Origin of the sequence: Streptomyces macrosporus, from assembly GCF_039533145.1 — a bacterium.
In the GTDB taxonomy this organism is placed as follows: Bacteria; Actinomycetota; Actinomycetes; order Streptomycetales; family Streptomycetaceae; genus Streptomyces; species Streptomyces macrosporus.
This window is the reverse complement of sequence record NZ_BAAASZ010000017.1, coordinates 335,041-355,843: the sequence shown is the minus strand read 5'-3', so window position 1 is coordinate 355,843 and position 20,803 is coordinate 335,041. Positions and strand designations below refer to the sequence as shown.

Sequence of the window (20,803 nt, the reverse complement as noted above, 5' to 3'; positions counted from 1 at the left end):
GCACCGGCGGGCGGGGTTGGAGGGATCGGTTCGCGTCGGGCGCTTATCCGGGGATCTCTGTATCGAGGTCGTCCGCCATGTGGGAGACGTTGACCGAGGCGCTGTTGAAACCGTCTTCGTTTCCGCGTCTCACCCAGTCCGCCACCTGATGTGCATACGGCAGGTCATGTGCCTTGGCCGCTTCGATCGCGGCCGTCTGACCGTGCCACAGATTGTTTTCCCTGACACGCTCCCACCTTTCGCCCACGTGCTCTCCGGCCTCTTTGAGGTTGTTCGGCTCGAGTTCACCGAAGATCTGCTCCAGGACGACGCTGCTGACCGTGTTGGCGGCTCCGCCGGCGGCGGCTCCGCCGACGGGCGTCGCGATGAAGCTTGTCCCTACACCGATGCCGGTGCCGATGGTCCCGGAGATGATGTTCTTCAGTTGGGTCATCGACGTTTTGTAGTCTTCGTCTTCCTGGCTCTTGTCCGCCATGACCGCCTCTTGGCGACCTATGGCCAGGCTCCCGCTGATCTCGCCGGACCGCCGCGCGATCTCCTCGATCGTGTATTCGGGAGTCTGTGGGTAACGCCGGTCCTCCGGGAGGTCGGGGTTCAGGTGGTAGTCCATCAGGTTGGTCATGTAGGCCTTCTGGCCCAGTTCGATCTTTGCGTACCCTTCCGAGTTCTGGCCCACGCTGACGAGGAAACGTGTGACGTCGTTGTGATCCAGTTCGGCGGCGGTGCCGGCGACCGGGAACAGCAGGTTGGTGTTCCCGTGCTTGTCGTCGGCCATGGCCCGGTTGATGTCGGGCAGGTACTCCGCCGCGATCTGACCGAGGCTGTCGGAGAGGTAGCCGCGTTCGGTGAGCCGTTCGGTGTCGTCGGAGACGGAGTTGACGATCTGCTCCACCAATCGGGCCTGCTCCGGTGAGTGTGGGGGGAGGTCCGGGGTGGGCTGCCGGCCGGCCGGGTGGCCGGTGGCCGCGGCTTCCAGGGCCCAGCCGAGGGCGTTCTGCCCGGTGACGCTCTCCTCCATCTCGGAGTCGTACTCCTTGGGCCAGTCTCTCTCCTCGAAGAGGTACTGGAAGTTGGTCAGCCCGATCTTGCCGTTCTTGCCGTCGCCGTCGGTGTCCCGTTCGAAGTCGTGGTCCTCGTCCTTGGTGACGAAGGTGCCGTTGAAGAACTCGGTGGCGGCGTCCGGACTCTTGCTCAGGGCCATCATGTAGCCGGTCATCGGGTCCGAACCGCCGTCGGTGCCCGTCCGGTTGAGCATGGGGTCCATGGGGAACCGACGCCAGGCCAGGGACGCGTCCCTGCCGTTGCCGCTGCGTTCCTTCTCGATCCGCATGAGCTCGTTGCCGTAGTCCTTGAGGAACTTGTCGTCGAAGTCCCCCCAGCGCATGAGGTTGCTCATGACCTGGACGCCCATGGCCCGTGGGTTGTTCCTGTCGGGGACGAACTCGCCGCCCAGGCCGACCATGTCCCGTTCCCACTGCTGCATTCCGAAGCTGTCGGACCGGGTGGCGGTGGCCAGGGTCAGACCGAGGTGCTCCTGCAGATCGCCGTACTGCTTCACACGGGCCTGGCCCAGCTCCATGTTCAGGTGTGGGTCGTTGATGCCCGCCCAGAAATTCAACACGCCCTTGGGGCCGAGCGTCGTCGCGAACTGCTCGGCGAACAGGTCGTCCCCGTTGTGCTTCTTCAGGAGGCCGTTGAGCTCGTCGAACTCCTCCGGGGACATGTCGTCGGGGGCCTTGGCGAGTTCCGCCGCCCGGTCGGCGGCCTTCAGCGCGTCGGCGGCGGCGTCGCGGTCGGAGTAGGAGGCGTCGGAGAAGCCGTGGGGGCTCTGGTCGGCCAGGGCCTTGAGGGCCCTGGCGGCGGTGGAGTCGCTCTCGGTGGCCTTGACGAGGATGTCCTGGATCTCGTCGCGGAGGTTGGTGACGTCCTGGGGGGTGTGGTCGGGGACGTCGGTTCCCGCGGCGGCGCGGTCGGGGTGGACGTTCATGGTGACGGTGAAGCCGCCGTCGGGGTTGGACCGCACGGTCAGGTTTTTCTTCAGGCCGCGGTCGATGGCGTCGTTGAGCTTGCGCTTGTACTCGACCAACTCGTCGCGGGTGTCCTGGAGGATGTTGCGGACGGAGGTGGCCTGGGTGTGGGCGTCGGCGAACTCGTGGACGGTCTTGGCGATGAATTCGCGGGTGACGGCCGCGTTGCAGCCGGTCCAGTCGGCCTTCTTGGCCTTCGCGTCGAGGTTGGACTCGGCGTCTTCCTTCAGGGTCTGGAGCTTGGTGACCATCTCCGACCAGTCGGTGACGGCCTTGTCCAGTTTGGAGAAGTCCGCGAAGCGGAGGGCGTCGAGCTTCACGGGCGCTGCGTCCTTTCGTCGAAGCCCTGGTCGAGGGTGGAGATGCTGTCGAACAGGCCGCTGATGTGTTGTTCGTCGTTGGCGTGGGCCTTGTTGGTGTACTCCAGGTGGTTGGAGATGTGGGCGCAGGCGTCGGTGAGGGTGCGCAACTGTTCCTGCCACCTGATGTTGACGTGGTCCAGGGCATCGCCGATCTCGAAGTCGCCCTTGAGGCCCATGGCCGCGCTGCCGCTGCTCTCCCGGGCGTGATCGCCGTCCTTGCGGAGCCGCTGGTAGAGGTCGAACGCCGCGTCGCCGACCTCCGCGAGGTCCTTCTGCTTCACCGAGAGCTCGCCGCTCGACGTCGAGGCGCCCCCGCTGCCGCCTCCGTCACCGTCGAGTTGGTTCAACCGCGTCTGTGTGGACTTCCGCTCCGCGGCGGCCGTCACCAGTCGGTTCCACTCGTCGTCGAACGACACGCGTCCTCCCCCATGACCGGAAATCTGCGCTGTGCAGGGGGACACACGCTATAGAGGCGGCGGCTGCGGATGCCAGCCCGAAGGCCGTGTGACGACCGCGCCGATACGGCCGTTCCGCGGACTCGGCGAAGCGCGGGATGCCCGGTTCACGGCGATGCACCCCGACGGAGATGTCCGGAAGGGGGAAGCATGCGCCTCCCGGCCGGGCGGACGCCGGGGACCGTGGCCGTTGCGTGAAGGTTCGGTGTGGAACCGGCCCCGGCCGGTGGCTCACGATGTTCGCGAGGCCCGGTGCCCGCGGTGCCCGACGGCGATCGCCACGCCGATCAGGACGGCGGCGGTCGACTCCAGCGGCACGGGGGTGAGGGGGGTGAGCAGGACCAGGACCGCGCCGAGGAGGCAGGCGCTCTCGGTCCGGCGGTCCGTGCCGTGCGGCCTGAGGTGGAAGAACCAGACCGTGACCAGGAAGACGGCGGTCGGCACCGCGACGGAGGCGCCCGCCTCGGCCGTCGTCACCTCCTCCGCGTGGTGGGTCGCCTGGTCGACCACGACCGCGATCCCCGACCCCACGGCGGCGATCGAGGAGAAGATCGCGTAGTGGCCGTAGCTCCACCTGAAGGCCAGGCTCCGGTGCCGCAGGAAGAGGTGCGCGGGACGCAGGGTGTAGATCCACCACATGGCGCAGACGACGACGAATCCGGAGACCGCCAGCTGGACCAGGACGTCGTCGGGTCCCTCGTCGTCCATCGCCGACTTCACCGCCAGCGTCGCCGACAGCACCGACTCGCCCAGCACGATCAGGCTGAACAGCACGTAGCGCTCCGAGACGTGGTGGGCGTGCCAGGGGGTGTTCCGGCTGCGCTCGGCCCACCAGGGGATCGTCAGCTCCACGGCGAACAGGACCACGAACGCGGCCACGCCGATGGGCTCGTCGATCGCCAGGCGCGCGATCCAGGCCAGCTGGACCAGGGTGATGCTCACCGCGAAGCGCAGCGCGGCCGGCCGCATCCGGGGGAGGGCCACCGCCACCCGCAGCCACTGGCCGACCAGGGCGAGCCGCATGATCACGTACCCCGCGACGGAGATCGCGAAGTCGCCCTCGAACGCCCGGGAGATGCCGGCGGCGAGCACCAGCACGCCGAACATCTGGACGAAGGCGCCGAGGCGGAAGACCAGGTCGTCGGAGTCGAAGGCGGAGGCGAACCAGGTCCAGTTCACCCAGGCCCACCAGATGCCGGCGAACGCCAGGGCGTACCAGAGGACGCCGTCCGCCGCGTGCCCGTCGACCACCGCGTGGTGGAGCCCCTCCGACACCTGCGTCACCGCGACCACGAAGACGAGGTCGAAGAACAACTCCAGCGGGGTGGCACGGCGGCCCGCCTCGTCCGGATCGCGGGCGGGCATGGTCACGAAGCGGTGGTGGATCCGGGTGAGAGCGCCGCGCATGAGGCGAGGCTAGGACATCCTTCCGTCACACTTCGGAAGGGCGCCGCTCCGGAGCGTTCGCGTCCGCCTCGCGGGGGCGGGGAGCCGCGGCCCGGCCGGCGGGCTGTGCTGTACTTCGACCGACGGATGTGCCGCTTCCGCCCGGAACGCGGCACCGATGGCACCACCCGCGCAGAGAAGTGGCCCACCCGCAGTGCGACTGAACCAGCTCGACGAACGCATCGTGCACGCCCTCGCCGAGGACGCCCGCCGCTCCTACGCCGACATCGGAGCCGAGGTGGGACTGTCCGCCCCGGCCGTCAAACGGCGGGTGGACCGGCTGCGGGAACAGGGGGCCATCACCGGCTTCACCGTGCGGGTGGACCCGGCGGCGCTCGGCTGGGAGACCGAGGGCTTCATCGAGATGTACTGCCGCAGCAACACCTCGCCCGAGGACATCCGCCGCGGCCTGGAGCGCTACCCGGAGGTGGCGTCGGCGTCGACCGTGACCGGCGACGCGGACGCCATCGTCCAGGTCTTCGCCTCCGACATGCGCCACTTCGAGCGGGTGCTGGAGCGGATCGCGGGCGAGCCGTTCGTGGAGCGCACCAGGTCGGTGCTGGTCCTCTCCCCGCTGGTGCGCCGTTACGGCTCCGGTTCGCCGGCCTGAGGGCGGGGACGGCGGAGCGGACGGGCCGGCGCAACGAATCGACGCACCGGCCCGAAAAGACGCAACGAACCGACGCATGGTGCGCAACGAGTGTGCCTTGTGGTGCCTCGGGGGCGACTCGTACCGTCGAATCGTCCCAGGTCGACCCGTCCGTGCCCCGGCACGGACGAACGAGGTGAAGAGGTTCCATGACGCCGCTGCGCACCGCGCTCCTCCAGGGTCCCGGCGGTGTTCCCGGCTCCACCGCGGAATCCCTGGCCGCCCTCGACCGCGCCGCCGCCCGGGCCGCCGCCGCGGGGGCCCGGCTGCTGGTCGCCTCCGAGCTGTACCTGACCGGGTACGCCCTCGGCGAGCGGGTGGCGGAGCTGGCCGAACCCGCCGGCGGGCCCGGCGCGACGGCGGTGGCCCGCATCGCCGCCGAGCGGGGCATCGCCATCGCCTACGGCTACCCCGAGCGCGCGGGGGACCGGGTCCACAACTCCGTCCAGCTCGTCGGCCCCGACGGCACCCGGCTCGCCAACTACCGCAAGACCCACCTGTACGGCCCCTACGAGAAGGCCCACTTCACCCCGGGCGAGACCCCGGTCGTCCAGGCCGACCTCGACGGCGTCCGCGTCGGGATGCTGATCTGCTACGACGTGGAGTTCCCCGAGAACGTCCGCGCCCACGCGCTGGCGGGGACCGAACTGCTGCTGGTGCCGACCGCGCTGATGCGCCCCTACGAGGTCGTCGCCGAAACGATCCTCCCGGCCCGTGCCCTGGAGAGCCAGCTCTACATCGCCTACGCCAACCGGTGCGGCACCGAGGGCGGGGGCGAGGACGCGATCGCCTTCGCGGGGCTGAGCTGCCTGGCCGCCCCGGACGGCACCGTCCGCGCCCGCGCGGGCGCGGGGGAGGACCTGGTCGTCGCCGACGTGGACCCGGCGCTGCTGAGGGCGTCGCGCGCGGACAACCCCTACCTGCGCGACCGCCGCCCCGAGCTCTACGCGTCCCTCGTCTGAGCCTCCCGCCCTCCGACCGAGCACGAGCAACCGCCCGGGCCACCACCCCCGGGCCCCCACGCACCACCTACGGAGAGAACCACCCCATGACCTCCACCGTGCCCACCGCCGTCCACGACGAGCAGCACACCGAGGCCCGGACCGAACCGCCCGTCACCATGTTCGGCCCGGACTTCCCGTTCGCCTACGACGACTACCTCGCCCACCCGGCCGGCCTCGGCCAGGTGCCGGCGACCGAGCACGGCACCGAGGTCGCGGTCATCGGCGGCGGCCTGTCGGGCATCGTCGCCGCCTACGAGCTGATGAAGATGGGCCTGCGGCCGGTGGTCTACGAGGCCGACCGGATCGGCGGACGGCTGCGCACGGCCCGCTTCGAGGGCTGCGACCCCGAACTGACCGCCGAGATGGGCGCGATGCGCTTCCCGCCGTCCTCCACCGCCTTCTGGCACTACGCGAACCTGGTGGGGCTGGAGACGAAGCCGTTCCCCAACCCGCTGGCCCCCGACACCCCCTCCACCGTCATCGACCTCAAGGGCGAGACCCACTACGCCCGCACCCTGGAGGACCTGCCGGACGTCTACCGCCAGGTGATGGAGGCGTGGAACGCCTGCCTGGAGGAGGGCGCGGACTTCTCCGACATGCAGAAGGCCATCCGCACCCGCGACGTGCCGCGCATCCGCGAGATCTGGTCGCGTCTGGTGGAGAAGCTGGACAACCAGACCTTCTACGGCTTCCTGTGCGACTCCCCGGCGTTCTCCTCCTTCCGCCACCGCGAGATCTTCGGCCAGGTCGGTTTCGGCACCGGCGGCTGGGACACCGACTTCCCCAACTCCATCCTGGAGATCCTGCGGGTGGTCTACACCGGCGCCGACGACGACCACCGCGGCATCGTCGGCGGCAGCCAGCAGCTCCCGCTGCGGCTGTGGGAGCGCGAGCCCGCCAAGCTGGTGCACTGGCCCGTCGGCACCTCGCTGAAGTCCCTCCACGACGGTGAGCCGCGCCCGGCCGTGACCCGGCTGCACCGCACGGCGGGCAACCGCATCACCGTCACCGACGCGAACGGGGACGTCCGCACCTACCGGGCCGCGATCTTCACCGCCCAGTCGTGGATGCTGCTGTCGAAGATCGACTGCGACGACGACCTGTTCCCCATCGACCACTGGACGGCGATCGAGCGCACCCACTACATGGAGTCCTCCAAGCTGTTCGTGCCGGTGGACCGGCCGTTCTGGCTGGACAAGGACGAGCGCACGGGCCGGGACGTGATGAGCATGACGCTCACCGACCGCATGACCCGCGGCACCTACCTGCTGGACAACGGCCCGGACAAGCCGGCCGTGATCTGCCTCTCCTACACCTGGTGCGACGACTCCCTGAAGTGGCTGCCGCTCAGCCCTCGCGAGCGGATGGAGGTCATGCTCAAGTCGCTGCGGGAGATCTATCCGAACGTCGACATCCGCAAGCACATCATCGGCAACCCGGTCACCGTCTCCTGGGAGAACGAGCCCTACTTCATGGGCGCCTTCAAGGCGAACCTGCCGGGCCACTACCGCTACCAGCGGCGGCTGTTCACCCACTTCGTGCAGGACCGGCTGCCCGAGGACCGGCGGGGCCTGTTCCTGGCCGGCGACGACATCTCCTGGACGGCCGGCTGGGCCGAGGGCGCGGTGCAGACGGCGCTCAACGCGGTGTGGGGCGTGATGCACCACCTCGGCGGCTCCACCGACCCGGCCAACCCCGGACCGGGCGACGTCTACGACGAGATCGCCCCGGTCGAACTGCCCGAGGACTGAGGGGAGTCGGAGGACGCCCGGCGGAACCGTCCCGCCGGGCGTCCGGTGCGGCCCGCCCGGGACGCCGACCCGCACGAGGAGAACGACGCCGCCTCGGTGCCGCTGCGCGCCGCGCGGGGACCGCACCGTCGAGACCGTCGAGACGAAGCCGGCGATCGACCCGGGCGAGCACACCGTCCGCGTCCACCGGCGGTGAGGGCGCCGGGCGTGCCGCGGAAGGGGGGCCGCGTCACGCCCCGGCCGTGCCGACCGTGCTCTCCCGGACGATCAGCCGGTAGTCCGCCTCGACCTCCCGCACCTCGGCCGCGTCGCCCTCCGCCCGCCGCGCGGCGCGGCCGGTGCCGCCGATGCGCGCGTCGAGCAACTCCACGGCCGTACGGGCGATCTGGCCCTTGTCGGGGGAGATCGTGGTCAGTGTGGGGGTGCTGTAGCGGCCGTCCTCGATGTCGTCGAAGCCCGCCACCGCCACGTCCTGCGGCACCCGCAGGCCGGCGGAGAGGGCGGTGCGCAGCGCGCCGAGCGCCAGCAGGTCGTTGAAGCAGAAGACGGCCTGCGGCGGTTCGTCCAGGGCCAGCAGACGGCGCATCACCTCGGCTCCGTCGGCGCGGTGGTAGGACCGGGTGGAGGGCGTCAGCCGATCGTCGTAGGGGAGTCCGGCGGCTTCGAGCGCCTGCCGGTATCCGGCCAGCCGCAGGTGGGCGGTGTTGGCGCTGGGGTTGTCCTGGGCGCCGATGGCGCCGATGCGGGTGTGGCCGAGGGAGATCAGGTGCTCGGTCATCTCGCGCGCCGCCCGCTGGTTGTCGATGGCCACGTGGTGGGTGGGGCCGTCCAGGATGCGCTCGCCGAGCAGGACCAGCGGGGTGTTGTCGGTGCGGGCGGCCAACTCCTCGCGGCCGACGGTGAGGGGGCTGAAGATGAGCCCGTCGATGAGCTGTTCGCGGATGCCCTGGAGCACCTGGCGCTCGCGGTCGGCCAGGCCGTCGGTCTGGTCGATCAGCACCGTCCAGCCGCGCTCGGCGGCGGCGTCGATGACGAACCGGGACAGCTCGGCGAAGTACGGGGCGTCCAGCTCGGGGAGGGCCAGGGCGATCACGCCCGTGCGGCCGCGGCGCAGGTTGCGGGCGGAGAGGTTGGGGCGGTAGTCCAGCTCGGCCAGGGCCTTCTCGACCTTCTCCCGGGTGTGCGGAGCCACATAGGTGTAACCGTTGACCACGTTGGAGACGGTCTTGACCGACACCCCGGCCCGTGCGGCCACGTCCTTGAGGCTGGCGCCCACGTCAATCACCTCCACGGCACCCTCGGGTGCCCCCGTCGCGAAGCGGCTCGTCCACCCTGGCACATCCCCGGCGGCCGGTGCGGGCCGACTCGGCACCCGGTGCCACAGGTGGAGACCTCCGGCGCGCGCCACCCGTTGCGGAAGCACTGCGGTCGAGACTATTTACAACGCTGTTTCAACGATGTAATCGTATCCGCGCACGGCAGTCGCCCGCTCCCTCGGAGCCCGTGGAAGCACCCGCGAGCACCGCGGCGGGGAACGCGGCGACGGTCCGTGGCAGCGGTTCGTACGCGGTGAGCGTACTCCGCGGGCGGGGCCCGCCTCCCCGCGCGTCCGCCCGCGGCCCGCCCCTCCGACACCGCCCCTCCAACACCGCCCTTCCAGCACCAGGGAGTTCCCCCCATGCCCACGGCCCGTCTCACCCTCGACCCCGGCTTCCGCGTCGGCACCGTGGACCGACGCCTGTTCGGCTCCTTCGTCGAGCACATGGGCCGGACGGTCTACACCGGGATCTTCGAACCCGGGCACCCCGCGGCCGACTCCGAGGGCTTCCGCACCGACGTGCTCGACCTCGTCCGCGAACTGGGCGTCACCCTCGTGCGCTACCCCGGCGGCAACTTCGTCTCCAACCACCGCTGGGAGGACGGGGTGGGCCCCCGCGAGGAGCGCCCCACCCGCCTGGACCTGGCCTGGCGCAGCGTGGAGAGCAACGCCTTCGGCCTCAACGAGTTCATGGCCTGGACCGCCAAGGCCGGCGTCGAGCCGATGATGGCGCTCAACCTCGGCACCCGCGGCACCCCCGAGGCCCTGGCCCTGCTGGAGTACGCCAACCACCCCGGCGGCACCGCCCACTCCGAACTGCGCCGCTCCCACGGCGTGCCCGACCCGCACGGCATCCGCCTGTGGTGCCTGGGCAACGAACTCGACGGCCCCTGGCAGATGGGCCACAAGACCGCCCACGAGTACGGCCGGCTGGCCGCCGAGACCGCCCGCGCCATGAAGCGCTTCGACCCCTCCCTGGAACTGGTCGCCTGCGGCAGCTCCAACGCCGACATCCCCACCTTCGCCTCCTGGGAGGCGACCGTCCTGGAGCACACCTACGAGTTCGCCGACTACATCTCCCTGCACGCCTACTACGACCCCGAGGCCACCGACGCCGACTCCTTCCTGGCCAGCGGCGCCGGGATGGACCGGATGATCGACGCGATCACGGCCACCGCCGACCACGTCGGCGCCAAGCTGCGCAGCGGCAAGAAGATCAAGCTCTCCTTCGACGAGTGGAACGTGTGGTACCAGAGCCGCTTCGGCGGCGAGGACTCCCTGGAGTGGCGGACCGCCCCCCGGCTCATCGAGGACGTCTACGACGTCACCGACGCCGTCGTCGTCGGCAGCCTGCTGATCACCCTGCTGCGCCACGCCGACCGGGTCGGCGCCGCCTGCCAGGCCCAACTCGCCAACGTCATCGCCCCGATCATGACCGAGCCCGGCGGCCCCGCCTGGCGACAGACGATCTTCCACCCCTTCGCGCGGACCGCCCGCCACGCCCGCGGCACGGTGCTGCGCGTGGAGCCGGAGTCGCCGGTGATCGAGACCGAGAAGTACGGCGAGGTCCCGGCCCTGTGGGCCACGGCCACCCACGACGAGGAGAGCGGCGAGATCGCCCTGTTCGCCGTCAACCGCGACCGCACCTCGCCCCTGACCCTCTCCGCCGACCTGCGGCCCTTCCCCGGCGCCCGGGTGGTCGAACACCTGGTGCTCGCCGACGACGACCCCACGGCCGTCAACACCGCCGACCACCCCGACCGCGTCCGTCCGCGCCCGGTGACCGGCACCGGGACCGACGACGGCACCCTCACCGCGGAACTGCCGCCGGTCTCCTGGACCATGATCCGGCTCGCCACCCGCTGACACCCCCCGCCCCCGCTCCCTCCCCTCCACCCTCCGCCGCCCCGGCGCGGCCCACCGCCCTCACCAGGAGCAGAACATGCGAGGCACACCCCAGAACGGCACGACCATGCGGCGCCGCTCCTTCCTCGGCGCCGCGGGCGCCCTGGCCGGCACCGGCCTGCTCACCGCCTGCGGCTCGGGCACCAGGCTGGGCGCCGACGGCGGCACCCCCGACGACGCGCCGAGCTTCTCCGGCGGCGAGTACGACGGCCCCAAGGTGACCCTCCAGTACTGGAACGGCTTCACCGGCGGCGACGGCCCCCACATGCGCGCCATGGTCGAGGCGTTCAACAAGGAGTACGCCGGCCGCATCGAGGTCAGGAACACCACCCGCCAGTGGCAGGACCTCTACCCGGCGATGCCCACCGCCATCACCGCGGGCAAGGGCCCCGACGTCGCCGTCGTCCACAACGACTGGGTCGCCACCTTCGCCGCCCGCGGCACCCTCGTCCCCCTGGACGACGTGGTCTCCGCGATCGGCATGAAGGAGAGCGACTTCATCCCCGCCGTCTGGCAGGCCGGCGTCTACCGCGACAAGCGCTACAGCGTCCCGCTCGACGTGCACTGCCTGGCCGACTACGCCAACGCCCGGCACCTGGCCCGCGCCGGCCTGGACGCCCCGCCCCAGGACCGCTCCGGGTACGAGGACGCGCTCGCCGAACTCCGGGACGCCGGGGTGAAGCACCCGTTCTGGATGCCCAACAAGTGGCCCGCGCACCTGATGTTCATGTCCCTGCTGTGGCAGTTCGGCGGCGAACTGTACAGCGAGGACGGCACCAGGGCGCTGTGGGGCTCCGACGCCGGCGTCGAGGCGCTGAGCTGGATGCGGAAGCAGGTCGAGAAGGGGTACGGACCCGCCCAGGTCGCCCAGGACGCCCAGTACAACGCCTTCAAGAACGGCAAGGTCGCCTTCACCTGGGACGGCATCTGGCAGATCAACGACCTGCGGACCAACGCGAAGGACCTGCGCTGGCGGATGGCGCCGATCCCCGTGATCGGCGAGAGGGCCGCCGTGTGGAGCGCCTCGCACAACTTCGTGCTCACCTCGCAGGCCGCCAAGGACGAGAACAAGGTGCAGGCCGCCAAGTTCTTCATCGACCACATGAGCAAGCGGTCCACCGAGTGGGCCAAGGCCGGGATGATCCCCGCCCGCAACTCCGTCCGCGCCGAGCGCGAGGTGGCGAAGCTGCCGCAGATCGCCCTGGCGGAGGACGTGGAGGTCTTCCGCTTCCTGCCCGCCCTGCCCGGCGTCGGCGACGTCCAGTCCAAGGCGCTGGAACTGGCCGTCCAGAAGGCGATCCTGGGCCGGGCCGAGCCCGCCGAGGCGCTGGCCGAGGGCGTGCGGACGGCCGACAGGGTCCTGGCCGAGAACCAGCGGAAGTACGCGAAGTGAGGCATGCGACGTGGCACCGCGGCTGACCGCACGGCAGACCACCGAGAAGGCCGGCCGGGCTCCGGCCCGGGGCCCCTCGCGGGTCGCCACCCGCCCCTACCGGCGGTGGACGCCGTACCTCTTCACGGCGCCCTACCTGGCGCTGTTCGCGACGTTCGTGCTGGTCCCCATCGGCTACGGCCTGTGGATCAGCTTCCACGACTGGGACATCAACGTCCCGGCCAAGCCCTTCGTCGGGCTCGACAACTACCGCGAACTGTTCGACCCGGCGAGCGTGGACGGGCCGCGCTTCTGGGCCGCGATGCGCGCGACCGGGGTCTTCACCGCCCTGTCGCTGCCGTTCCTGCTGGTCGTGCCGTTGTTCGTCGCGCTGCTGATGAACGGCCGCTTCCGCGGACGCAACCTGTACCGGGCGGTGTACTTCGCCCCCTACGTCCTGGGGGTGGCCGTCGTCGGCCTGCTGTGGCGCTTCCTGCTCGACGGCAACATCGGCGCGGTCAACCACTACCTCGGCGTGCTCGGGCTGCCCGACGACGTCCAGTGGACGACCGACACCCCCGCCGCCTGGTGGGCCCTGGTGGGCGTCACCGTCTGGTGGACGCTCGGCTTCAACGCCGTCGTCTACCTCGCCGGCCTCCAGGACATCCCCGCGGAGCTCTACGAGGCCGCCCGGGTCGACGGCGCCGGCGCCTGGCACCGGTTCGTCCACGTCACCCTGCCCGGTCTGCGGCCGGTGCTGCTGTTCGTGGTCAACTCCACGCTGCTGGCCTCGGCCAACATGTTCGGCCAGTCCTACCTCATCACGGCCGGCGCCCCGGCGGACGAGACCAAGACCGCGATCTTCCTGATCGCCGAGACCGGTCTGCGCCGCTTCGAGATGGGCACCGCCTCGGCGATGAGCTTCGTGCTCGCCCTGACCCTGATGGCCGCCAGCGCGGTGCTCTTCCGCATCTTCCGCGACCGGCAGGAGGACCGATGACCACCCCCCGCACCACCGCCGCCCCCACGGACTCCCCGGCCCCCGGCGGGCCGGTCGCCCGCGGACGGCGGGAGCCGCAGACCGGGCCGGTCGCCCGACGGCGGCTGCGCCGCTCCCTGCTCCACCTGGTGCTGGCCGTCGTCGCGGCGCTCTACCTCAGCCCGCTGCTGTACATGCTGGTCACCTCGTTCAAGACCCGCGGCGAGGCCGGGGCCACCGAGCCGCGGTGGATCCCCGACCCGTTCACCCTGGACGCCTACCGGCACGTGCTGGGCTCCACCGACAGCCCCGTCGTGCAGTGGTTCCTCAACAGCCTGCTGGCGGCGTCCGCCCACGCGCTGCTGGTCCTGGCCACCGCGGCCCCGGCGGCGTACGCGCTGGCCCGGATGGACTTCCGCGGCCGGGGAGCGATCTTCGCCGGCGTCGTGGCCACCCTCTTCGTGCCGCCGGTGATCCTGCTGGTCCCCAACTTCCTGATCGTCAACGAGCTGGCCTGGGTGGACAGTCTGCCCGCGGTGATCGTGCCCGGAGCGGCGGGCGCGTTCGGCGTCTTCTTCCTGCGGCAGTTCTTCCTCACCCTGCCCGCCGAACTGGAGGAGGCCGCCGAGATCGACGGCTGCAACCGGTGGCAGATCTTCGTCCGGGTCGTCCTGCCGCTCTCCCGGCCCGCCCTGGTCACCCTCGGCCTGCTGGCCTTCCTGTCCAACTGGAACGACTTCCTGTGGCCGCTGTACGTGCTGCTCAGCCCCGAGTCGCTGACGTTGCCCGCGGGCCTGGCCAACTTCCAGGGCGCCAACAACATCCGCTACGACCTGCTGATGGCCGGGGCCGTCATCGCCGGCGTCCCCGTCCTGCTGCTGTACGTCGTGGCGCAGCGCTGGGTGATCGAGGGGGTGTCCCGCTCGGGTCTGAAGGGCTGAGGGACGAGGCGGAGGAAGGGGGCACGCGGGGGACGCCCGCGCCGTGCGGGGACGACGCTCACGCCGTGCGGGAGCCGGCGCGGCGCCCCAGCGGCGTGAGCAGACAGCGCCCCACCAGGCCCACCCCGGCGTCCAGTCGGCGGGTGAACTCCTCGGCCAACTCCGGCAGTCCCCGCACGCTCCACAGCAGGCGCGCCGCCGACCAGGCCGCGTCCCGGGCCCGCTCCATGCTCCAACTGGCGACCAGGTGGGTGAGCGGGTCGGCGACGTCCAGCGGGTCGGGGCCGGGCATCAACTCCTCGCGCACCCGCTCCTCCAGCCCCACCAGGACGTCGCCGATCCGGTCGAACGAGCCCTGGAGGTCGGCCGGTTCGCAGCCGTGGAGCCGGGCGGTGTCCACCACCGCCAGCGCCAGGTCGTACCCGATGTGCGCGTTGATCCCCGCCAGCGCGAACTGCACCGGATACACCCCCGGATGGTGGCGCGCCAGGAACAGCGGGCGCCAGCACTCGGGGACGTCCGCCCCGGCGGCGTCGCGGTCGACGGCGGCGAGGTAGCGGTGGGCGAAGACCGTCGCCAGGCCCGCCGTGGTCCGGGGGCGGGGGAGGAGTCCGTCGGCGAGGTGCCGGCGCACCGCCAGCGTCACGGTCAGGTAGACCCCGTTGAAGACGGCCACCCCGTCGTGCCGCGGCAGGGTCTCCCGCAGGGCCCGCATCCGCGCGACCACCCCGTCCACGGCGGCCGTCCCGTACTGCGTCGTCGTCATGCGCACAGCGTGACAGGCGGACACGGAGCGTAGGGGTGGACGTGGGAAGTGCCCCCGGATCGGGCGACGTCCGAAAGGGGGAGCACGGCCGGACGCGACCGCTCGGGGGGCTCGGGGGAGAGGCTCGGGTGGCGAGGGGCGCGCCACGGCGGTGGCGCGCCCCTCGCCACCCCTACCGCCGGTCGGGACCGCCGGGGCCCGCCTCGCCGTCGCTCCTGCCGGTGTCGGTCGGGTCGGCGTCGCCGACGTCGTAGGAGGAGGTGCCCTCGTCCAGCAGGGGCTCCTGCTCGCGCAGGTGCGCCGGGGCCAGCGCCCGCAGCACGTGGTAGCCGGTGAGGACGACGATGGTGCCCAGCGCGATGCCGTTCAGCTCGAAGGTGTCGGTGATCTCCAGGGAGACTCCGCCGACGCCGATGATGATGCCCGCCGCCACCGGCACCAGGTTCAGGGGGTTGCGCAGGTCCACGTTGCCCGCGAGCCAGATCTGCGCGCCCAGCAGGCCGATCATGCCGTAGAGGATCACGGTGATGCCGCCCAGCACCCCGCCGGGGATCGCGGCGATCACCGCCCCGAACTTCGGACAGAGCCCGAACAGCACCGCGAAGCACGCGGCGGCCCAGTAGGCGGCGGTGGAGTAGACGCGGGTCGCGGCCATCACGCCGATGTTCTCGGAGTACGTGGTGGTGGCCGGGCCGCCGACCGCGGTGGACAGCACCGTGGCCGCGCCGTCGGCGCCGATCGCGGTGCCCAGCGCGTCGTCCAGCCGGTCGCCGGTCATCTCGCCCACGGCCTTCACGTGGCCCGCGTTCTCGGCGATCAGCGCTATCACCACCGGCAGCGCCACCAGGATCGCCGACCACCGGAACTCGGGGGCGTGCAGGGAGGGCAGCCCGATCCAGTCCGCCTCGGCCACCGCCGAGAGGTCCAGCCGCCAGTGGTCGACGGCCTCCGCGCCGCCCGCCGGAGAGTGGATCTTCCCGAAGAGGACGTCGAAGAGCCAGGAGACGGCGTAGCCGAAGACCAGGCCCAGGAAGATCGCGATCCGCGACCAGAACCCGCGCAGGGCCACCACGGCGAGCCCGGTGAAGAGCATGGTCAGCAGCGCCGTCCACTGGTCCTGCGGCCAGTACGTCGAGGCCGTCACCGGGGCCAGGTTGAAGCCGATCAGCATCACGACCGCGCCGGTGACCACGGGCGGCATCACGGCGTGGATGACCCGGGCGCCGAACCGCTGCACCACGAACCCGGCCAGCAGCAGCACCACGCCGACGACCAGCAGCGCCCCGGTGATCGTCGCGCTGTCGCCCCCCGACGCCCGGATCGCCGCGGCGACCCCGACGAAGGAGAGGCTGGAGCCCAGGTAGCTGGGCACCCTGCCGCGGGTCAGCAGCAGGAAGACCGCGGTGGCGACGCCGGACATCATGATGGCGAGGTTGGGGTCCAGGCCCATGAGAACGGGGGCCACGAAGGTGGCCCCGAACATGGCGACCACGTGCTGTGCGCCCAGTCCGGCCGTCCGCGGCCACGACAGCCGCTCGTCGGGCCGTACGACGGCTCCGGGCGCGGGCGTCCGCCCGTCGCCGTGCAGGGTCCAGCGCAGGCCGAGGCCCATGGCGGTGCTCCGTTCCGTGGAGTGGATGCGCTCAGGTGTACGAGCGGAATTGATCGGTCCACATGCTACGGGTCGTCGTCGCGGCCGTCAGGCGGCGGAACGCGCTCGACGGCGCCGGGAATCCGCCCCGCTCGGGACGCCGCTCGGGGCCCGCCGCCGGGCCTCACTCGCCCGACGGCAGCCGCTCGCCGGCCGTGTCCGCCCGCGCGCCCGCCACCGGACCCGTCGGCGCCGGCCGCAGCACCCCCGCGCCCGCCACCAGTCCCAGCAGCAGGACGGTGATCAGGCCGAAGGAGACCGACAGGGAGGTGAACTCGGCGATCCACCCGACCGCCGCCGGGGCCGCCAGCCCCGAGGCGTACGCCAGCGTCGCCACCCCCGCGATGGCCCGGCCGGGGGCCGCGGACTCGGCGCGGCCCGCCGCCGCGAAGCACAGCGGCACCACCACCGCGATCCCGACGCCGATCAACGCGAAGCCCGCCACCGCCGGCGGCGGCGTGGCCGCGGTGACCACCAGGACGCCGCCGGCGGTGGCCAGGGCGCCGCCGGCCCGGACGGTGCGCACCGGGCCGAGGCGGCGGACGACGGCGTCCCCGGCCAGTCGGGCGGCGGCCATGGTGCAGGCGAACGCGGTGTACGCGGTCGCCGCGAGCCCCGGCGAGGCGCCCGTCTCGTCCCGCAGGTGGATGCCGGCCCAGTCCATCGAGGCGCCCTCGGCGAAGACCGCGAAGAAGCCGATCGCCCCGACGGCCAGCACCCCGCGGTCGGGCAGCGCGAAGTGCGGCGGCTCCTCCCGCGCCGGATCGGCCCGCACGTCCAGCGTCCGGCGCGCCGCGACCACTCCCGCCACGGCGAGCACCGGCGCGGCCAGGGCGAGGTGGACCCGGGCGTCGAGGGCGAGGTGCGCGGCGAGCGCGCCCGCCGCGCCGCCCAGCAGCGCGCCGACGCTCCACATCCCGTGCAGGCCCGACATCACCGACCGGCCCATGCGCTCCTCGACCTGCACCGCGTGGGCGTTCATCGCCACGTCCGTGATGCCCAGGCCCGCGCCGTAGAGGAAGAGGGCCCCGCACAGCCAGCCGAACCCGGGCGCCAGGGCGGGCAGCGCCACCCCCGCGCAGCACAGCGCGACCAGCACCCGCAGCGCGGCGCGCGGCCCGTGGCGGTGGGCCAGCCGCGCCGACAGCGGCATCGAGGCGGCGGCCCCCACGGTGGCGAAGACCAGGGCGAGCCCGAGCCGGCCCGTGCCCAGGCCCAGGTGCTCCTGGATCCAGGGGATGCGGGTGGCGAAGCCGCCGCTCACCGCCCCGTGGACGGTGAAGACCACGGCGACGGCGCGCCGGGCGCGCACCACCTCGCTCCGCCCGGTGTGCCCGTCCGCGCGTTCCACCGGTTCCACGGGCCCCATGGGCTCCTCCCGTCGTCCGTCCCTCGTCCGCTCCGGTCAGTCTCCCCGCAGATTTGCCCGTACATCCGGGGAGTTTCGGGCGACGACACCGCCCCCGCCGGGCGGGGCCAGCACCCCGGCGGCCAGGACGAGGACGGCCGTACCCGCGGTGACCAGGCCGAACGCCGCGCGGAGCGAGGCGAGTTCGCCGAGTGCGCCGATGACGGTGGGCGCGATCAGCCCGGTGGTGTAGGTGATGGTGGCGACCCCGGCGATGGCCTGGCTCGGGTCCGGGCCGCCGTGTCCGGCCGCCGCGAAGCACAGCGGCACCACCACCGCGATCCCGACGCCCAGCAGCGCGAAGCCGGCGATGCCCGCCACCGGTCCGGAGGCGGTGACCACCAGGACGCCGCCGGCGGTGGCCAGGGCGCCGCCGGCCCGGACGGTGCGCACCGGGCCGAGGCGGCGGACGACGGCGTCCCCGGCCAGGCGGGCGGCGGCCATGGTGCAGGCGAACGCGGTGTAGCTCGCGGCGGCCACCGCCTCCGAGGCCCCGGCGACCTCCCCGAGGTAGACCCCGGACCAGTCCATCGAGGCGCCCTCGGCGAGCACCGCGCACACTCCCACCGCGCCGATGAGCAGCGCCGAACGCGGGGGCAGCGCGAAGCGCGGCGGCGCCTCCCGCGCCGGATCGGGGCGCACGTCCGGCAGGCCGCGGCAGGCCGCGGGCGCCGCGGCGACCAGGACCGCCGCGGCCACCGCCAGGTGGAGCCGGGCGTCCAGGCCGAGGTGGACGGCCGCCACCCCCGCCGCCGAGCCGAGCAGCGCGCCGACGCTCCACATCCCGTGCAGCCCGGACATGATGGAGCGGCCGTGGCGCCGCTCCACCTCCACCCCCTGCGCGTTCATGGCCACGTCCGCCGTCCCGGCGGTGGCGCCGAAGACGAACAGCGCGGCACAGAGCACGGCCACGTGCGGGGAGAGGGCGGGCAGGGCCAGGGAGGCGCACCACAGGATCAGCAGGGCGCGCACCGCGGCCTTGGTGCCGTGGCGGTGCACGATGCGCCCGGCCAAGGGCATGGCGAGCGAGGCGCCGATGGCGGGGAAGGCCAGGGCCAGGCCCAACTGGCCGGTCCCGAGGTCGAGTTGCTCCCGCAGCCAGGGGATGCGGGTGGCGAAGCCGCCGGTAACCGCGCCGTGGAGGGCGAAGACCACGGCGATCGAGCGTCGCTCCCGGCGGCCGGCCCGGCGGATGGGGGGAATCGGCATGGGCGTAAACTATCAGGAAGCCTGCCTGAAAGAGCAGGGAAATCTGCGAGGATTCCGGCATGCCCTCCGCTGCGCGCACCGCATCGCCCCGCACGGCCCGCGCGATCAACGACCGGATCGCGCTCGAACTCCTGGTGGAACACGGGTCCCTGACGGCAGGCCGGCTCAAGGAGCTGACCGGGCTCTCCCGGCCCAGCGTCGCCGACCTCCTGCAACGGCTCCAGGACGACGGCCTGGTCCGGGTCGTCGGCGAGGCGGGGGAGGCCCGCCGCGGCCCCAACGCGCGGCTCTACGGCCTGGTCGCCGACCGCGCCCACGTCGCGGCCGTCGACGTCCGCGCCACGAGCGTCTCCTTCGCCCTGGCCGACCTCGCGGGCGCCCCGGCCGGCCGGGGGACGCTCCACCTCGAGGACGGCGGGACGGTCGCCCCCGACGGCCCCGGCGGCCCCGACGCACCCGGCGACTTCGACGCCCCCGACGGCCCCGTGGCACGGACGGTGGCGGCCCTGGAGGAGGCGCTGCGCGCGAGCGGCGCGACCGCGCTGCACACCGTCGCCGTCGGCGCCCCCGGCATGGTCGACCCCGCCACCGGGGCCCTCGGCCGCGGCACCGCCCTGCCCGCCTGGCACGCCCGCGTCCCCGACGCGCTCCGCGAACGGCTGGGCGTCCCCGTGCTGTTGGAGAACGAGGTGAACCTGGCGGGCATCGCCGAGCACCGGCTCGGCGCCGCACGCGGCCGCGACACCTTCGTCCTGCTGTGGCTGGGCCACGGCGTGGGCGCCGCCGTCGTCCTGGACGGCCGGCTGCGCCGCGGGGCCTCCGGCGGCACCGGCGAGATCGGCTTCCTGCCGGTTCCCGGCACCGCCGCACTGCCCTCGGCGACCGCCTGCGACGGCGGCTTCCACTCCCTGACGGGCGGCGCGGCCGTCTGCGCCCTGGCCCGCGAACACGGCCTGGCGGCGCCCCCGTACGACCCGGCGGACGGCGCCCGCGCCGCCGAGACGGTGGTGCGGGCCGCGGCGGCGGGCGAGGCGGGGAGGAGGGGGGACGCGTTCCTGGACGCGCTGGCCGACCGGATCGCCGTGGGCGTCGCCGCCGTCGTCTCCGTGCTCGACCCCGGCTGCGTGGTGCTCGGCGGCGAGGTGGGCCGGGCCGGGGGACGGGCGCTCGCCGACCGGGTCGCCGGACGCCTGGCCGGCCTGTCCCCCCTGGCCACCGAGGTGCTGTGCGGAACCGTCGAGGACAGTCCGGTGCTCGGCGGCGGCCTGGTGACGGCCCTGGACGCGGCCCGACGGGAGTTGTTCGCCCCCGCCCCCGCATGAGATGCCCGGATGATCCCGTGTGAGGCACCCCACAAAAATCCCGCTCGTCGGCCGTGGCACACTGGTGCCGTACCAACGTCAAGCGCACTCCGGGGTCGGTGAAACTCCGAACCGGCGGTTACAGTCCGCGACCCGACCGCAGCCTGCGGCCGGTTGACCAGGTGAAATTCCTGGACCGACGGTCAAAGTCCGGATGGGAGGCAGTGCGCGGCGGGCCGTGGTGCGGCCGGTACGCCGT

At 72.7% G+C, this 20,803-nt stretch carries 16 protein-coding genes and 1 riboswitch; of the genes, 8 read left to right on the top strand and 8 right to left on the bottom strand.

Annotated elements, in window-relative coordinates; all coding sequences use genetic code 11:
* Positions 1–43: 43 nt before the first annotated feature.
* From ABD335_RS09995 to ABD335_RS09985, 3 genes are all read right to left on the bottom strand, one after another.
* Positions 44–2,347, bottom strand: a complete 2,304-nt coding sequence (locus tag ABD335_RS09995; RefSeq protein ID WP_344321808.1) for a DUF6571 family protein — start codon at positions 2,345–2,347, stop codon at positions 44–46.
* The gene (locus tag ABD335_RS09990) at positions 2,344–2,805 is read right to left on the bottom strand and encodes a hypothetical protein (protein ID WP_344321807.1); all 462 of its coding nucleotides are present in this window, start codon (positions 2,803–2,805) and stop codon (positions 2,344–2,346) included. Before ABD335_RS09990 ends, ABD335_RS09995 begins: the two co-directional genes overlap by 4 nt.
* 270 nt (positions 2,806–3,075) lie before the next feature.
* A complete protein-coding gene (locus ABD335_RS09985; protein ID WP_344321805.1) occupies positions 3,076–4,251 on the bottom strand; it encodes a low temperature requirement protein A in 1,176 nt (391 codons plus the stop codon).
* A 193-nt stretch (positions 4,252–4,444) separates the two neighbouring features.
* On the opposite strand from ABD335_RS09985, the gene ABD335_RS09980 reads away from it, so the two are divergent.
* The 3 genes from ABD335_RS09980 (at position 4,445) to ABD335_RS09970 (ending at position 7,694) form a co-directional block, all read left to right on the top strand.
* On the top strand, positions 4,445–4,900 hold the full coding sequence (locus ABD335_RS09980; RefSeq protein WP_344321804.1) for an Lrp/AsnC family transcriptional regulator: 456 nt from the start codon (positions 4,445–4,447) through the stop codon (positions 4,898–4,900).
* A 188-nt stretch (positions 4,901–5,088) separates the two neighbouring features.
* On the top strand, positions 5,089–5,901 hold the full coding sequence (locus ABD335_RS09975) for a carbon-nitrogen hydrolase family protein (RefSeq protein WP_344321803.1): 813 nt from the start codon (positions 5,089–5,091) through the stop codon (positions 5,899–5,901).
* An 86-nt stretch (positions 5,902–5,987) separates the two neighbouring features.
* Positions 5,988–7,694 carry a flavin monoamine oxidase family protein gene (locus ABD335_RS09970; RefSeq protein ID WP_344321802.1) on the top strand — a complete coding sequence of 569 codons (1,707 nt, stop codon included), beginning with the start codon at positions 5,988–5,990 and terminating at the stop codon, positions 7,692–7,694.
* A gap of 229 nt (positions 7,695–7,923) precedes the next feature.
* On the opposite strand, the gene ABD335_RS09965 is transcribed toward ABD335_RS09970, so the two are convergent.
* A complete protein-coding gene (locus ABD335_RS09965) occupies positions 7,924–8,970 on the bottom strand; it encodes a LacI family DNA-binding transcriptional regulator (RefSeq protein WP_344321801.1) in 1,047 nt (348 codons plus the stop codon).
* A gap of 402 nt (positions 8,971–9,372) precedes the next feature.
* On the opposite strand from ABD335_RS09965, the gene arfA reads away from it, so the two are divergent.
* From arfA to ABD335_RS09945, 4 genes are all read left to right on the top strand, one after another.
* Positions 9,373–10,878, top strand: coding sequence for an arabinosylfuranosidase ArfA (arfA, locus tag ABD335_RS09960; protein WP_344321800.1), 1,506 nt, complete (start codon positions 9,373–9,375; stop codon positions 10,876–10,878).
* 76 nt (positions 10,879–10,954) lie between these two features.
* On the top strand, positions 10,955–12,310 hold the full coding sequence (locus ABD335_RS09955) for an ABC transporter substrate-binding protein (RefSeq protein ID WP_344321799.1): 1,356 nt from the start codon (positions 10,955–10,957) through the stop codon (positions 12,308–12,310).
* A 10-nt stretch (positions 12,311–12,320) separates the two neighbouring features.
* On the top strand, positions 12,321–13,289 hold the full coding sequence (locus ABD335_RS09950) for a carbohydrate ABC transporter permease (RefSeq protein WP_344321797.1): 969 nt from the start codon (positions 12,321–12,323) through the stop codon (positions 13,287–13,289).
* Positions 13,286–14,209 carry a carbohydrate ABC transporter permease gene (locus ABD335_RS09945; protein WP_344321796.1) on the top strand — a complete coding sequence of 308 codons (924 nt, stop codon included), beginning with the start codon at positions 13,286–13,288 and terminating at the stop codon, positions 14,207–14,209. Before ABD335_RS09950 ends, ABD335_RS09945 begins: the two co-directional genes overlap by 4 nt.
* 58 nt (positions 14,210–14,267) lie before the next feature.
* On the opposite strand, the gene ABD335_RS09940 is transcribed toward ABD335_RS09945, so the two are convergent.
* The 4 genes from ABD335_RS09940 to ABD335_RS09925 form a co-directional block, all read right to left on the bottom strand.
* Complete coding sequence (locus ABD335_RS09940; RefSeq protein ID WP_344321795.1) at positions 14,268–14,975, bottom strand: DUF5995 family protein; 708 nt, start codon at positions 14,973–14,975, stop codon at positions 14,268–14,270.
* 172 nt (positions 14,976–15,147) lie between these two features.
* Positions 15,148–16,587: a uracil-xanthine permease family protein gene (locus ABD335_RS09935; RefSeq protein WP_344321794.1), complete on the bottom strand. Its 1,440-nt coding sequence runs from the start codon at positions 16,585–16,587 to the stop codon at positions 15,148–15,150.
* Between the two features lie 163 nt (positions 16,588–16,750).
* Complete coding sequence (locus tag ABD335_RS09930) at positions 16,751–17,995, bottom strand: MFS transporter (protein WP_344321793.1); 1,245 nt, start codon at positions 17,993–17,995, stop codon at positions 16,751–16,753.
* Between the two features lie 36 nt (positions 17,996–18,031).
* Positions 18,032–19,243 carry an MFS transporter gene (locus ABD335_RS09925; protein WP_344321792.1) on the bottom strand — a complete coding sequence of 404 codons (1,212 nt, stop codon included), beginning with the start codon at positions 19,241–19,243 and terminating at the stop codon, positions 18,032–18,034.
* Between the two features lie 59 nt (positions 19,244–19,302).
* Between ABD335_RS09925 and ABD335_RS09920 the strand changes: the two genes are divergently transcribed.
* On the top strand, positions 19,303–20,565 hold the full coding sequence (locus ABD335_RS09920) for an ROK family transcriptional regulator (RefSeq protein WP_344321791.1): 1,263 nt from the start codon (positions 19,303–19,305) through the stop codon (positions 20,563–20,565).
* An 80-nt stretch (positions 20,566–20,645) separates the two neighbouring features.
* Positions 20,646–20,776: riboswitch (FMN riboswitch) on the top strand.
* Positions 20,777–20,803: the final 27 nt, after the last annotated feature.

Coding starts and splice junctions, on each gene's coding strand:
- ABD335_RS09985 (WP_344321805.1), bottom strand. CDS start 4,251: ATGCGCGGCGCTCTCACCCGGATCCACCACCGCTTCGTGACCATGCCC.
- ABD335_RS09975 (WP_344321803.1), top strand. CDS start 5,089: ATGACGCCGCTGCGCACCGCGCTCCTCCAGGGTCCCGGCGGTGTTCCC.
- ABD335_RS09970 (WP_344321802.1), top strand. CDS start 5,988: ATGACCTCCACCGTGCCCACCGCCGTCCACGACGAGCAGCACACCGAG.
- arfA (WP_344321800.1), top strand. CDS start 9,373: ATGCCCACGGCCCGTCTCACCCTCGACCCCGGCTTCCGCGTCGGCACC.
- ABD335_RS09955 (WP_344321799.1), top strand. CDS start 10,955: ATGCGAGGCACACCCCAGAACGGCACGACCATGCGGCGCCGCTCCTTC.
- ABD335_RS09945 (WP_344321796.1), top strand. CDS start 13,286: ATGACCACCCCCCGCACCACCGCCGCCCCCACGGACTCCCCGGCCCCC.
- ABD335_RS09940 (WP_344321795.1), bottom strand. CDS start 14,975: ATGACGACGACGCAGTACGGGACGGCCGCCGTGGACGGGGTGGTCGCG.
- ABD335_RS09935 (WP_344321794.1), bottom strand. CDS start 16,587: ATGGGCCTCGGCCTGCGCTGGACCCTGCACGGCGACGGGCGGACGCCC.
- ABD335_RS09930 (WP_344321793.1), bottom strand. CDS start 17,995: ATGGGGCCCGTGGAACCGGTGGAACGCGCGGACGGGCACACCGGGCGG.
- ABD335_RS09925 (WP_344321792.1), bottom strand. CDS start 19,243: ATGCCGATTCCCCCCATCCGCCGGGCCGGCCGCCGGGAGCGACGCTCG.
- ABD335_RS09920 (WP_344321791.1), top strand. CDS start 19,303: ATGCCCTCCGCTGCGCGCACCGCATCGCCCCGCACGGCCCGCGCGATC.